Origin of the sequence: Thiorhodovibrio winogradskyi, assembly GCF_036208045.1 — a bacterium.
GTDB classification, from domain to species: domain Bacteria; phylum Pseudomonadota; class Gammaproteobacteria; order Chromatiales; family Chromatiaceae; genus Thiorhodovibrio; species Thiorhodovibrio winogradskyi.
In genome coordinates this window covers 2,503,941-2,516,535 of record NZ_CP121472.1, presented here as the reverse complement: position 1 = coordinate 2,516,535, position 12,595 = coordinate 2,503,941, and the positions used below count along the sequence as shown (strand labels likewise).

Genomic DNA, 12,595 nt, shown 5'->3' with positions numbered 1-12,595 from the left:
TTGTTTTTTTAATGGATCAAGCAACATCCGCGCATAAAAGCTTTCTTCGTTACGACTGAAAATGCAGTGAAATCGCAACTTTGAGGTGTAACGATGTCACCACGAAAGGCACAGTCTGGCCATCCTTTGTCAGGCGAGGCAGTGAGCGATGTGGCATCAGGAAGCCAGGCTCGCCTTGGGAAACCCACGCCCCATCCGTCAGCCCCAAGTCCTTCAAACTTGCTGGCTCGCACGCGCCAGGGAGCGGGCGTATTTGTCCTTCTTGTCAGGGGGGCAAAAACGGAATTTTGCACACTTAAACTGTAAAATGTACACTTTTAATGGAACTTGCATAACGACCACATCAGCTTCTGCCCGACAAGGCTCCAGTAGGGGTGTACTGCAGCGGCCGGCGCTCAGGATAAGGGCGCTACACGCGAGATGATTAAGGCGCGGATTCCAGCAGCGTCATTTCTCCCTCGAGAATTCCCGGTTGCCATGTCTTGTCGGGCAGCTCGATGGTGTATGAGATTCCGCCATCAAGAGCAATGTCAAGGGTGACAATCACACCGCTTCCCGTGCCATTGAATTCGGAATCGAACGCCACCCGATCATTGAACTTATATCGCGTGTTAACGCAAAGCCTATACCCATCACGAGTCGGTTCCAAAAGCATGTCGTTCTTCCCTCTCTGTTCCGCGGCGGTAGCGCAGGATGGATTGCCGGCGGCCAGCGCGAACAGACAAAACAGTGTTGCGGTGACACGCATCAGGATTCTCCTTTGACTTAGCAGGTTTAACGTTCTTGTATCAATAGACAGCAATGGCTATTTCGCTCAGGCTGTCATGCCATTGTAGACTTGACTCCACACTTGGTGGTGTTTATGGGGCCAGGGTCGGATAGTTTCTGTCATGCTGGCAAAACAATTCGAGCCAGGGAAAACAATTCGAGCCAGACACATTTAATTCAACCCGGCGCCTTTAATTCCCTTTAATTCTTGGCCTGATGTTCGATGCCTCGCGCATGAGACATCCTGCTTCGCCTATGCAGCCTGTGCAAGCTCAAGTCCTTTCTGAATCACCGTGTAGGCCATGATGTCGAAAATGGCGCCGGTGTCGGTGTATTTCGGATCGGTCAACTGGTCGTAGAGTTGAATTAAAGGTGCCTGGCTCGAATTGTTTTTCGAGCCACCAGTGCAAGACTCCCGCTAACCTAGCTCGTTTCGCTTAGTTTCAGGCTTTCAATATACAGCCCCCGGGCTTCGTTCCTCGGGGGCTTTTTTGTGCGGCACCGAAGTCCATGCGCGTATTCAAGCCGCTGGTGCCCCATGGGCCAGACTCACCGCCGTGCCATCCGCTACCCAGCGGAGACCAACACCAGCCACCCGATAACTCGCCGAAACAACCGAACTCTCGGTTTTGGGTCGGGTCGGGTGACGGGCGCGGGGAGTCTTGGCACCCCGGGATCTGATCGGGCGATGCCGCCATGAAGCCCACAGGGATGTATTCACGGCGTTCCCCGCGACCGTCACCCGGTCCAAAACTCATGGCTTAACGCCATTCAAGCGCCAAGATGCGGTGCTGGCAGCCATTGTCCCGCGACCACTGGCGCGCCGATCAGGACATCAGCCGGTCAGCCGCATCGCCAGGTCGCGCGCATTCACCGCTTGCAGGCCATTTCCCAGAGGGTAACTCTCCGACCCCGGATAGACGACAAAGGCTTGCTCGGCCGCGACATCTTCAATCGCCTGACGAAACCCGCGCGTGACCTTGGGTGCCGAGCTGCGTTTGATTTCAATCGCCCAGCGGTGCTGCCCAGGTAACTCGAGTAGCAAGTCGATCTCCGCGCCCGCCGCGGTGCGATAAAAAAACGCCTGGGTATGCGCGGGAGTGGCGGCCAGAATGGTCTCGATCACGCAACCCTCCCAGCTCATGCCCGCCACCGGATGGGCGAGCAAGTCTTCAAGATCGACGATGCGCAGCAGGCTATGCACCAAACCGGAATCACGGACATAAAGTTTTGGCGATTTAACCAGTCGCTTGCCGATATTCACGTGATAGGGCATTAGCCGCCGAACCAGCAGCAGGTCTTCCATCAGGTCCAGATAGGTCGCGGCCGTTTTGCCATCGATCCCCAGACTGCCCGCCAATTGCGAGAGATTGCTTAACCCGCCCTGAGCATGCGCGAGCATGGTCCAGAAGCGTCGTAATGTCGTTGCCGGAATCCGCGGGCCGAGCTGGGGAATATCCCGTTCCAGATAGGTGGCGATAAACTGCGCCCGCCATTCATTGCTCACCGCTTCGTCCGACGCCAAAAAACTGCGCGGGAAACCACCGCGCAGCCACAGTCGATCACAATCAGGAGCGCCGATCTCAAGCGCGTGAAAGGGTGTGAGCTCGCAGTAGGCAATGCGTCCCGCCAAGGATTCGCTGGACTGGCGCAGCAGATCAATCGAGGCCGATCCAAGTAGCAGGAATTGGCCTACTCCGGCTCCGCGCAGTGCTCGTTCGTCGATCAGACCGCGCAGGACTTGGAACAGACCCGGCGCCCGCTGGATCTCATCGATGACGACCAGCTTGCCCTGAATGCTGGCCAGGTAAGCGGGGGCATCGGCAAGTTTGGCGAGATCCTGGGGATTCTCGAGATCGAGATAATGCATCTCGGAATCCGGCATCAAACGGCGGGCCAGGGTGGTTTTACCAACCTGGCGCGGTCCGAGCAGGGCGACGGCCGGAAATTGTCCGAGCAGAGACGCGAGGCGGGCAGAGAGGTGGCGCGGAATCATCCTTGCATTTTCGGAGAACTGCCCCGGATTTGCAAGTTACAGAAGCCGCAATCGGCCGCAGGCAATCATATCCGCGGCTGCGCTCGGGAATCTATGGGGCCAGGGAATCTATGGGTAGACTGACTGTTGTTACTGCGAACGGCCAGGCTCGAATTGTTTTGGAATTGTTTTGAGCTGCAAAAATAAAGACTCCCGATAATCCAACCTATTTCGCGTGAATCCAGGCTTTTACCATCCAGCCCCGAGGTTCGCGCCTCGGGGTTTTTTGATTTGAGGCGCCTATAATTTATACTCGGTTCCATGATGATCTCGAACTGCCTGATGTCAAACCCTCGCAACGACGATGAGACGGGTGCTCAAGGTTCTGATGCGCCGATGGATGACGTTCCAGACAACGCCTCATCCGAGGACGGTTCTCCGGAATTAGCTAGGGCGAAGATCGTCGATTCCATCTCGATTGGCTGCATTTTCGCGCCCTATCGCCCGCGCGTCGCCGGGATGTCAAAAGCTGCCTATGCCGAATTCCTGGAAGATCTGTGAACATCGACGAGGTGCTGCGCTGGCTTGAACATGCCGACGAGGAGCTGACATTGGTCGGCGGACAAGCCGTGGCGCTTTGGGAGCATCTGCTTGGATTGCCCATCCTGACCGAGACGCTCGACATCGACTTCCTTGGCGATCCGGCGCAGGCTGAAGCCTTGGCCGAGATACTGCACTACCGCTGCCAGATTCCGGAACCGAGCGATCCGCCCCCCAACACCGCAGTGATTCTCGACGACAATAACCACGTAGTCGCCGACTTTCTCGGCATGGTCGCTGGGTTAAACGAGACGGACATTCTGCGCCGACGTGTTCCAGTTGTACTGACCGGCGGGCATCTTGTGCAGGTGCTGCATCCATTTGATTGCCTGGCCAGTCGGCTCGCCAATGTCATGCTGCTACCGGGCAAGCGTTCGCCGCGTGGCTACGATCAGCTGCGAGCGGCGATTGGCGTCTGTCGGGCTTATCTGATTCGGCTCGCTGATCAAGATCGACAGCAAGAGGCCATCAAGATGGCCAACCGTATTTTCGATCTGGCCGTCAGCGATGCTGGCAAGCGGGTCTATTTTGGGCAGCAAATCGACCTTGTGCTGGCCTTACCCGAACCGGAAGTCTTCCGCACCCCAGCCTTTACCGAAGAAAATTTTCCTCGCCAGCTCGAACGAGTGCACCAGCGCCGAGAGCGGTTTGTCTTGTTTCTCAAGCGTCGTGGGCTGCTGGGATAGAACCGCCTGGATCGATAGAGGCAGATAGGCCCATCACAAATGTGGAAACTGAATTCGAGATGCTGCGGGGAGAGCGATATCCGTGGCATTCCCTGAGCGTGTTTATGGGACCAGGGTCGGATTGTTTCTGTCATGCTGGCAAAACAATTCGAGCCAGGCACCTTTAATTGACTGGCACCATGCAAGCCTGGCCAAGCGTATGATGTCCAATCATGTCCACAGCCGAGCGAAATCCACATCCACTTCGCACTCGGGCAGCTCAATGGAGCAGCGTTCCCGATGAAAGTCGCCGACTTTGCGATAGTCGCCATCGACGAGCCGATAGACCTTGGCTTTGGCTTGCTTGGGGTACAGTAAAAGGTAATAACTCACACCTTCGTCGCGATAAAGTTGAAATTTGCTCTGCTCATCACGCCGAGCAGTGTTCGGGGAGACGACCTCGGCGATCAGCGTCGGCGCCCGCGTAATGCGATCGCCATCAAGCGGATTGCAGACCACCAGGACATCCGGGCGGGTGACGGTATCAGCCGAAAATTCGACATCAATATCATAAAATACTTCGCACTGCGGGCACTGATCGAAGGCTTCATCGAATTGACGCTGAAACCGCCGCGCGACACGCTGATGCTCGACCCCTGGCGACGGCGACATCGCCAGCGGCACGCCATGAATCAACTCCCAATCGCCCTTCCAGTGGCGATAATCGTCAAGTGTGTAGTATTCCAGCGTAGCAACTGCGGACATGGTATTGCTCCCGATTTCTTTCTCCCAGCGTGAGTGCAAGCAGAATTCGACGCGACAAGCTCTTTGGAAAACACCATCTCATCGGTCTCGCGCACGAAGTCTTTTTAGGGTTTAGGCCATCTCGGGCACCTCGCGTTGAAATATCAGGAGAAGACGCTCAAAAAGTTTGTCGCCATCGTCCTGGTGCCTATCGTGCTGGCGTGCGCGATAGTGCGCAAGTCCCTGGCGCATCCGATTCTGCTCGCTGGCAAAGAGTTCCCAGGAGCATTGCGCAGGCGTGATTCGATCCGATTGAGCACGATGACCCACACCAGATGTCTCGACGAGCTTGACCGGATAGCAGAAAACGCCCGCGAGCCTTCTGCGCTAAGGTGCTACCCATCGCCGCCTGAGTGCCGGTCATGGCAAGACGCTTCATTCCTAGCGCCTGCCAAGGCGAATATCCCGCAGTGGATCGGTAGGATATTATAGATATCATGATATCCAATTGCATGATTATTTCGTTGTTTAAGATACCTCTATATCCTTTCCAAGCATGGGCCAACTTTCCTTGTACTCGACTGTGGATGTGCAGCTTGCCTTGTCCGCTTGGATCAAGACGCAACGCAAGACGCTGAAACTCTCGCGCCAGGCGCTCGCGGCGCGCAGCACCGTGCCGGCGCCGACCATCAAGAAATTTGAAACCACGGGTCAGATCTCGCTGCGCCAATTCCTGCTCTTATGGCAAAATCAAATAAGCCAGGGTGGAATTATTTTCCAGGCAGGTAATTAACGCAGAATCAATTGCCTAACGATGGCCTCCAGTCCGACCGCTCGCTACGCTCGCGGCGGCTGAAGTCGGCCTTATGTGCGCACAGAACGATGACGAACTGTCAATTAACATAGGTTTCTTCATAGATCCTCAGACGGATGCACCGCACATCTACGAGCATCGTGTCTCTAGAGATCGAAATTGAAGAAATCTTGCACAGCCCCGCCGAAGATAGGCCTGGTAAAGATGGGTCGCGGGTCGCTCTCGGACGCACGTCAGGTGGAAGATTCTTGAGGGTCATCTATGTTCCTGATCCAGAAACAATTAGCGTCTTCGTAATCACTGCTTATGAGATCAGTGGCAAACCACTGGTTGCCTTTCGGCGCAGGCATCGGAGAAAACAGAGATGAAAGAAAATACTTTTCCTCCAGGTTGGGACACAAACCGAGTGACTAGAGTTCTCGCACACTATGAAACCCAGACTGAAGACGAAGCGCTTATCGAAGATGAGGCTGCATTCGAAATGCGTGGTCAAACAATGATGGAGGTTCCAACTGAGCTTGTTCCGGGGATAAGGCAACTTATCGCAAAACACAAGGCAGCGTGACCGCTAACAGAAAACCGAGACACATCATGTTAAATTTGCCTAACGAGTTGCACCAGCCGAAGCCGGTTTCGCTCTCGCTCAACCGGCTCGGCTGGAAAAACTGATTGCAGGCATTGAGCGCGGCATAGTAATCCTGGCGAGCGTCGCGGATCAGGCTTCCCACCGGCATGTTAACGCAATAACGCTATAGCCCTGATAGACACAATCGGCGCGTCACCTCCTTGCCCGTTTGCAAACAAAAAAAGAGCGGCAGAGCCGCTAAAGAGAGTGCCGAGGCGGAGCCTCGGCACAAGGATAACCCCCTTTCCTCCGGACTTAGCCCCCCTCTCCCACCCTATCCACCAAATCGGCTAAACTCACCCCATGACAGCCGACACCCAAGCCACTGACACCAGCGATAAACCCGACTACGACAGCCCCTGGAAAGAAGCCCTGGAGCGGTTCTTCCCGGAGTTTCTCGCGCTACTGTTCCCGGCCATCCATGCCCAGATCGACTGGAGCGTGGCGCCGGAGTTTCTTGACAAAGAACTCCAGCAGATCGGCGGCAACAGCCCGCGCGGTCGCCGCTATGCGGATAAACTGGTTCGAGTGCGCGCTAAAGATGGCAGCGATCTGTATGTGCTGATCCATGTCGAAGTTCAAGGCGATGCTGAAAGCGACTTTAGCGCACGGATGTTTCTGTATCAGACCCGCCTGCGTGATCGTTACAACATCGATGTCGTCAGCCTGGCGGTCCTGACCGACACCAGCCCCAGTTTTCGCCCCAAGTCATTTCGCCACGCTCGCTGGGGCTGCGGGATCGTCTTTCGCTTCCCCATGGTCAAACTGCTCGACTACGCTGAACCTGAGCGCTGGGCTGAGCTGGAAGCGAGCGACAATGTCTTCGCCCTGGTGGTGATGGCTCAGATTCGGGCCAAGGTCACCGATGATGCCGAGACACTGAAACGCTGGAAATTCCGCTTGATGCGTTTGATGTATGATCGCGGCCACGAGCGTGCGCTGATTGAAGAGGTGTTACGCCTCATCGACTGGATGATCCGCCTGCCCGCAGCGCTGGAGGCGGAATTACGCCAAGAACTCTATGCCTACGAGGAGCAATACCACATGCCTTATGTCACCACGTTTGAACAAGCCGGGATTGAGAAGGGGAAGATTCTGGGGATGGAGCTGGGTGTGCAGCAGGGCGAGGCCAACATCTTAATGGCCCAGCTGCAAGAGAAATTTGGTGCAGATTCACTCGACGCCCACCGCGAGCGCATCTCCACTGCCGCCCCTGAAGAACTCCTGCAATGGTCCAAACGTATCCTCCGCGCTGACAGCCCCGAGACCATCTTTCAATGAGGCTTTTGCTATTTTGTGAAAACCCGTTGAAACCCCGGGCAGACCACGTTTTCATTCATTTTGTGAATAGAATTTACCCTTGAGTATGCACCATTGGCGATCTGGTGGCTGCACGAAAAAAAACCGGGACAGACCACGTTTAATATCGCCTAAAATCAAATGGGCCAGTTCGGCCTGGCAAGGCCGCGTGTTCTAGCGGGTTAGAGTCCCGCCTGGGTAATCGTGAGCCGCGAGCCCAGTATCAAGCCTTGCGGCGCGAAGGGTAACTGACGCGACGATGCGTAGGCGTGAAAACAGGCGAGGTGCAAAGGTAACGGGTGAAGCCGACCCTGAAGGTGTAGAGCCCCGAAAATTGAATTGGAGAGTGCCGACGGGTTTGGCCCCCCGGCAGGCAACAATGCATGTCGCGTCACTGGTCAGTGGCATGGATACTCCCCGGGGTCCGAGGCCGTGTCGAGCCTTATATTGAGAGCACGTGGTAACCAGGGAGATCCGTGCATCGGTCCGCTGGAGGCGGGCACCGGCGAACAAGTGTAAAAAGCGAGGACGCCGGCGGTGGTGCACGGAAGTCGGAGCCACTCGTAAGAGCGATGACGCCCGGTAATGCGGGTCGAGCATAAGGGGTGGCGGTCTGAGATAACGTGACAGTGACACACGTCCCTACGCTGAGAGGACTAAGAGCGTGACAACCAAACTGAAACGTTTCACACTGAAGGCGCGCGAGGAACTGCGCACGCGGTTCACCTCCCTGATGGGGTTGTTGTTTGATCCCGAGGGGTTGCTTGATGAGCTTCGGACGCCAAGACGGACGCCCCGATTGGGCACAGGGCGCCCGGAGTTGATGGGGTAAGAAAGGAGGACTATGCCAAGGGCCTATTGGCTCGCTTGGAGGACTTGTCGGCACGGATACGCCGACTGGGCTATCGGCCGCAACCGGTGCGGCGAACCTACATCCCGAAAGGGGACGGACGCATGCGTCCGCTGGGTGTTCCGAGTTTTGAGGACCGTCTGGTGCAGGATCGCCTCAGCCAAATCTTGCAGGCCATCTGGGAGCCGGAGTTTCTGGACTGCTCCTATGGCTTTCGCCCTGGGCGCAGTGCGCATGATGCGCTTCGTCGGGTCGCGGAGGTCATCACCAACGAACGGACGTTGCGGGGTGGTTGAAGCTGACATCAAAGGCTTCTTCGACCACGTCTCCCATGCCCACCTGCTGCGCTTTCTAGAACATCGCATCGGCGATCCGAACCTTCCACGGATCATCGAGCGGTTTCTGAAAGCCGGCATCATGGAAGATGGCGTATTTGCAGCCAGCGTCGAAGGGACGCCGCAAGGCGGATTGGTCTCGCCCGTACTGAGTAATATCTACCTGCACTACGTGCTCGACCTTTGGTTCGAGAAGCGTTTTGCAAAGCAGTGCGCGGGCAAGGCCTACCTGATTCGCTACGCCGATGACTATGTGGCCTGCTTCACGCACGAGGTCGACGCCCGCGCCTTTCTCACCGAAATGCAAAAGCGCTTGGCCGAGTTCGATCTGGAGATCGAGCCGAGCAAGACGGCGCTGCTGCAATTTGGCAGTGCCCTGTTGACATCAAGAGGGCTTGGACGCTCGCGGGTGCAATACCAAGGACCACGCACCTTCAGCTTCCTCGGCTTCACCCATTATGTGGGTCGGAGTCGGACGGGGCGCTTCGTTGTTGGTCGCAAAACCGACGGCGAGCGCCTGCGCAAGAAGCTCAAGGCCCTCAACGACCGCCTGCGGGAGATGCGTACTGAGGGAGGGAACGCCATGGTGGCGTTTCTTGCGAGGCATCTGCAAGGACACATTCAGTACTATGGTGTCAGCGGTAACAGTCGCGGGCTGTCGAGCTACATCTACTTTGCCCAACGGCTGCTGTTTACGTGGCTAAACAGGCGAAGCCAGAAGCGCTCGCTTAACTGGAAGCAATTCTCGGCCTACATACGCCGCCTCCTGCCCAAGGCAGAAATTCGCCACAACCTTTACCCCGTCCCTTGGTGGATGACTCAGACTGGGAGCCGGATGGTGTAACACTCCAAGTCCGGTTCTGCGAGGAGCCGGGTAACAAAGCTGCGCATGGTCATAATATTGTGGCACCGCCGGGAAACCAGGCGGAAACAGAGAAAACAAACCTTGACCTAAACGCGGACAAGTTCCCGGCTTACTCTCCGGGTGGAATTATTTTCCAGGCAGGTAATTAACGCAGAATCAATCGCCTAACGATGGCCTCCAGTCCGACCGCTCGCTACGCTCGCGGCGGCTGAAGTCGGCCTTATGTGCGCACAGAACGATGACGAGCTGTCAATGAACATAGGTTTCTTCATAGATCCTCAGACGGATGCACCGCACATCTACGAGCATCGTGTCTCTGAGATCGAAATTGAAGAAATCTTGCACAGCCCCGCCGATGATAGGCCTGGTAAAGATGGGTCGCGGGTCGCTCTCGGACGCACGTCAGGTGGAAGATTCTTGAGGGTCATCTATGTTCCTGATCCAGAACCAAATAGCGTCTTCGTAATCACTGCTTATGAGATCAGTGGCAAACCACTGGTTGCCTTTCGGCGCAGGCATCGGAGAAAACAGAGATGAAAGAAAATACTTTTCCTCCAGGTTGGGACACAAACCGAGTGACTAGAGTTCTCGCACACTATGAAACCCAGACTGAAGACGAAGCGCTTATCGAAGATGAGGCTGCATTCGAAATGCGTGGTCAAACAATGATGGAGGTTCCAACTGAGCTTGTTCCGGGGATAAGGCAACTTATCGCAAAACACAAGGCAGCGTGACCGCTAACAGAAAACCGAGACACATCATGTTAAATTTGCCTAACGAGTTGCACCAGCCGAGCCGGTTTCGCTCTCGCTCAACCGGCTCGGCTGGAAAAACTGATTGCAGGCATTGAGCGCGGCATAGTAATCCTGGCGAGCGTCGCGGATCAGGCTTTCCACCGGCATGTTAACGCAATAACGCTATAACCCTGATAGACACAATCGGCGCGTCACCTCCTTGCCCGTTTGCAAACAAAAAAAGAGCGGCAGAGCCGCTAAAGAGAGTGCCGAGGCGGAGCCTCGGCACAAGGATAACCCCCTTTCCTCCGGACTTAGCCCCCCTCTCCCACCCTATCCACCAAATCGGCTAAACTCACCCCATGACAGCCGACACCCAAGCCACTGACACCAGCGATAAACCCGACTACGACAGCCCCTGGAAAGAAGCCCTGGAGCGGTTCTTCCCGGAGTTTCTCGCGCTACTGTTCCTGGCTATCTATGACCAGATCGACTGGCGCGTAGCACCGGAGTTTCTTGACAAAGAACTCCAGCAGATCGGCGGCAACAGCCCGCGCGGTCGCCGCTATGCGGATAAACTGGTTCGAGTGCGCGCTAAAGATGGCAGCGATCTGTATGTGCTGATCCATGTCGAAGTTCAAGGCGATGCTGAAAGCGACTTTAGCGCACGGATGTTTCTGTATCAGACCCGCCTGCGTGATCGTTACAACATCGATGTCGTCAGCCTGGCGGTCCTGACCGACACCAGCCCCAGTTTTCGCCCCAAGTCATTTCGCCACGCTCGCTGGGGCTGCGGGATCGTCTTTCGCTTCCCCATGGTCAAACTGCTCGACTACACCACTCCCGAGCGCTGGGCCGAGCTGGAAGCGAGCGATAATGTTTTTGCCTTGGTGGTGATGGCTCAGATTCGCGCCAAGGTGACTGATGATGCCGAAACCCTGAAACGCTGGAAATTCCGTTTGATGCGCCTGATGTATGAGCGCGGCTATGAGCGGGTGCTGATTGAAGAGCTCTTCCGCATCATCGACTGGATGGTGCGCCTGCCCGAGAAGCTGGAAGCCGAATTTCGCCAAGAACTCTATGCACTAGAGGAGCAATACCACATGCCTTATGTCACTACGGTTGAACAAGCCGGGATTGAGAAGGGGAAGATTCTGGGGATGGAGCAGGGAGTGCAGCAGGGCGAAGCCAGGACATTGCTGCGCCAACTTGATCAAAAATTCGGCCCGGAGGTCGTGCAAACGCACCGCGAGCGCATTGAACAAGCCGAACTTGCGCAACTCGACACCTGGCTGGGCCGCATTCTCAGCGCCGAGACCCCCGAGACCATCTTCCACTGAGACTTTTGCGATTAACCTGGCGCCGAGGCTCTGCCTCGGTGTCCCGTGTTGCGGCTCCGCCGCGAACGCAATAACGCTCACTATAGCCCTGATAGACACAATCGGCGCGTCACCTCCTTGCCCGATTGCAAACAAAAAAAGAGCGGCAGAGCCGCTAAAGAGAGTGCCGAGGCGGAGCCTCGGCACGAGGAAGCCCCCATTGCATTCACTTGATCCAGCATCGGGCCACGAGCAACAGGGTTCCCGCCCGGTGCTGGTGGTCTCGCCGACAGCGTTCTGACGGCTATGGGATGCCCCCCCGACAGGCAGGGATTCAGCCAATGTCCACCCGCTTGCCGTCCATGCTCAGCTTGCCCTCGGCCTGGAGGTTGGCGGTCCCTGTCTTGAGCCGGTAGGCGTCTTGCACGGTAATTCGCATCTGGGCGCAGTGGGTGGTATCCATATCGCGCACGCGACGCAGACTCTGATGCAGGTCTTGGATCAGCGAGCGCGCCTTGATGCGCATGCTGTCGACAAAAGCTCCCATCTGAGCGATGCGCGCCGTCAGGCGGGAGAGGGTCAGATCCAGATGCAGAAAGCCGACCCGCGCGCGCGCTCCAGTCAGGTCAAGCTCGGGTGCCTGCAAGGAGAGATTGGCGCCGCCTTCGAGGCGCAGACGCGGCGCCTTGAGCACCAGTTCTTCAGTGGTCTCCAAGGCGCGCTGCGTCCGCGCGGACTCCAGCACGCCGAGGACGAAGGCTTGCTTGCGGCTCGCGACATAGGTGAGCACCATGTCACCAGCCTGCGGCGGGGTGAGACAGCCATAGGCCAGCCGTGCTTCCACCAGGCGCCCATCTTGCAGGCGCACCAGGCTGTGGTTTTCACCCAGGCTTTCCACCCGTCCGTGGGTGATAGGCGGCTGTTCGCCCGAGACAAGAGCGGACGCGGGCAGGGGTTGAACGAAGGGCAAGACGGTGCAGTGTTGCATGGGGTTATCCTGTG

15 protein-coding genes and 1 pseudogene are annotated in these 12,595 nt (G+C 56.6%); 11 read left to right on the top strand and 5 right to left on the bottom strand.

Annotated features, from left to right (window positions below; all coding sequences use genetic code 11):
• Nucleotides 1-424 precede the first annotated feature (424 nt).
• Both Thiowin_RS11205 and Thiowin_RS11200 read right to left on the bottom strand, forming a co-directional pair.
• Nucleotides 425-748 carry a hypothetical protein gene (locus Thiowin_RS11205; protein ID WP_328987814.1) on the bottom strand — a complete coding sequence of 108 codons (324 nt, stop codon included), beginning with the start codon at nt 746-748 and terminating at the stop codon, nt 425-427.
• A gap of 855 nt (nt 749-1,603) precedes the next feature.
• Nucleotides 1,604-2,764, bottom strand: coding sequence for an ATP-binding protein (locus Thiowin_RS11200; protein ID WP_328987813.1), 1,161 nt, complete (start codon nt 2,762-2,764; stop codon nt 1,604-1,606).
• 321 nt (nt 2,765-3,085) lie between these two features.
• Between Thiowin_RS11200 and Thiowin_RS11195 the strand changes: the two genes are divergently transcribed.
• Both Thiowin_RS11195 and Thiowin_RS11190 read left to right on the top strand, forming a co-directional pair.
• Nucleotides 3,086-3,304 carry a hypothetical protein gene (locus Thiowin_RS11195; protein ID WP_328987812.1) on the top strand — a complete coding sequence of 73 codons (219 nt, stop codon included), beginning with the start codon at nt 3,086-3,088 and terminating at the stop codon, nt 3,302-3,304.
• Entirely contained in the window at nt 3,301-4,029 is a 729-nt protein-coding gene (locus tag Thiowin_RS11190; protein WP_328987811.1) for a hypothetical protein, read from the top strand. The genes Thiowin_RS11195 and Thiowin_RS11190 overlap by 4 nt, the downstream gene beginning before the upstream one ends.
• A 210-nt stretch (nt 4,030-4,239) precedes the next feature.
• On the opposite strand, the gene Thiowin_RS11185 is transcribed toward Thiowin_RS11190, so the two are convergent.
• Nucleotides 4,240-4,773, bottom strand: coding sequence for a Uma2 family endonuclease (locus tag Thiowin_RS11185; RefSeq protein WP_328987810.1), 534 nt, complete (start codon nt 4,771-4,773; stop codon nt 4,240-4,242).
• A 580-nt stretch (nt 4,774-5,353) separates the two neighbouring features.
• Between Thiowin_RS11185 and Thiowin_RS11180 the strand changes: the two genes are divergently transcribed.
• From Thiowin_RS11180 to Thiowin_RS11155, 8 genes and pseudogenes are all read left to right on the top strand, one after another.
• A complete protein-coding gene (locus Thiowin_RS11180; protein ID WP_328987809.1) occupies nt 5,354-5,545 on the top strand; it encodes a hypothetical protein in 192 nt (63 codons plus the stop codon).
• 137 nt (nt 5,546-5,682) lie between these two features.
• On the top strand, nt 5,683-5,934 hold the full coding sequence (locus Thiowin_RS25290) for a DUF4258 domain-containing protein (protein ID WP_408034191.1): 252 nt from the start codon (nt 5,683-5,685) through the stop codon (nt 5,932-5,934).
• Entirely contained in the window at nt 5,931-6,131 is a 201-nt protein-coding gene (locus Thiowin_RS11175; protein ID WP_328987807.1) for a hypothetical protein, read from the top strand. The genes Thiowin_RS25290 and Thiowin_RS11175 overlap by 4 nt, the downstream gene beginning before the upstream one ends.
• 363 nt (nt 6,132-6,494) lie before the next feature.
• Complete coding sequence (locus Thiowin_RS11170) at nt 6,495-7,472, top strand: RpnC/YadD family protein (protein ID WP_328987808.1); 978 nt, start codon at nt 6,495-6,497, stop codon at nt 7,470-7,472.
• Nucleotides 7,473-8,154: 682 nt separating this feature from the next.
• Entirely contained in the window at nt 8,155-8,322 is a 168-nt protein-coding gene (locus tag Thiowin_RS11165) for a hypothetical protein (protein WP_328985932.1), read from the top strand.
• Between the two features lie 122 nt (nt 8,323-8,444).
• A pseudogene (locus Thiowin_RS11160) lies at nt 8,445-9,519 on the top strand (reverse transcriptase domain-containing protein).
• A 243-nt stretch (nt 9,520-9,762) separates the two neighbouring features.
• Entirely contained in the window at nt 9,763-10,077 is a 315-nt protein-coding gene (locus Thiowin_RS25285; protein WP_408034190.1) for a DUF4258 domain-containing protein, read from the top strand.
• Nucleotides 10,074-10,274, top strand: coding sequence for a hypothetical protein (locus Thiowin_RS11155; protein ID WP_328987807.1), 201 nt, complete (start codon nt 10,074-10,076; stop codon nt 10,272-10,274). Before Thiowin_RS25285 ends, Thiowin_RS11155 begins: the two co-directional genes overlap by 4 nt.
• A 39-nt stretch (nt 10,275-10,313) precedes the next feature.
• On the opposite strand, the gene Thiowin_RS11150 is transcribed toward Thiowin_RS11155, so the two are convergent.
• A complete protein-coding gene (locus tag Thiowin_RS11150; RefSeq protein WP_328987806.1) occupies nt 10,314-10,442 on the bottom strand; it encodes a hypothetical protein in 129 nt (42 codons plus the stop codon).
• Nucleotides 10,443-10,636: 194 nt separating this feature from the next.
• On the opposite strand from Thiowin_RS11150, the gene Thiowin_RS11145 reads away from it, so the two are divergent.
• Nucleotides 10,637-11,614 (top strand): RpnC/YadD family protein, encoded by a 978-nt coding sequence (locus Thiowin_RS11145; RefSeq protein WP_328987805.1) that lies wholly within the window; start codon nt 10,637-10,639, stop codon nt 11,612-11,614.
• A gap of 313 nt (nt 11,615-11,927) precedes the next feature.
• Here the strand turns inward: Thiowin_RS11145 and Thiowin_RS11140 are convergent, their stop codons facing one another.
• Complete coding sequence (locus Thiowin_RS11140) at nt 11,928-12,581, bottom strand: DUF3540 domain-containing protein (protein WP_328987804.1); 654 nt, start codon at nt 12,579-12,581, stop codon at nt 11,928-11,930.
• Between the last annotated feature and the right edge of the window lie 14 nt (nt 12,582-12,595).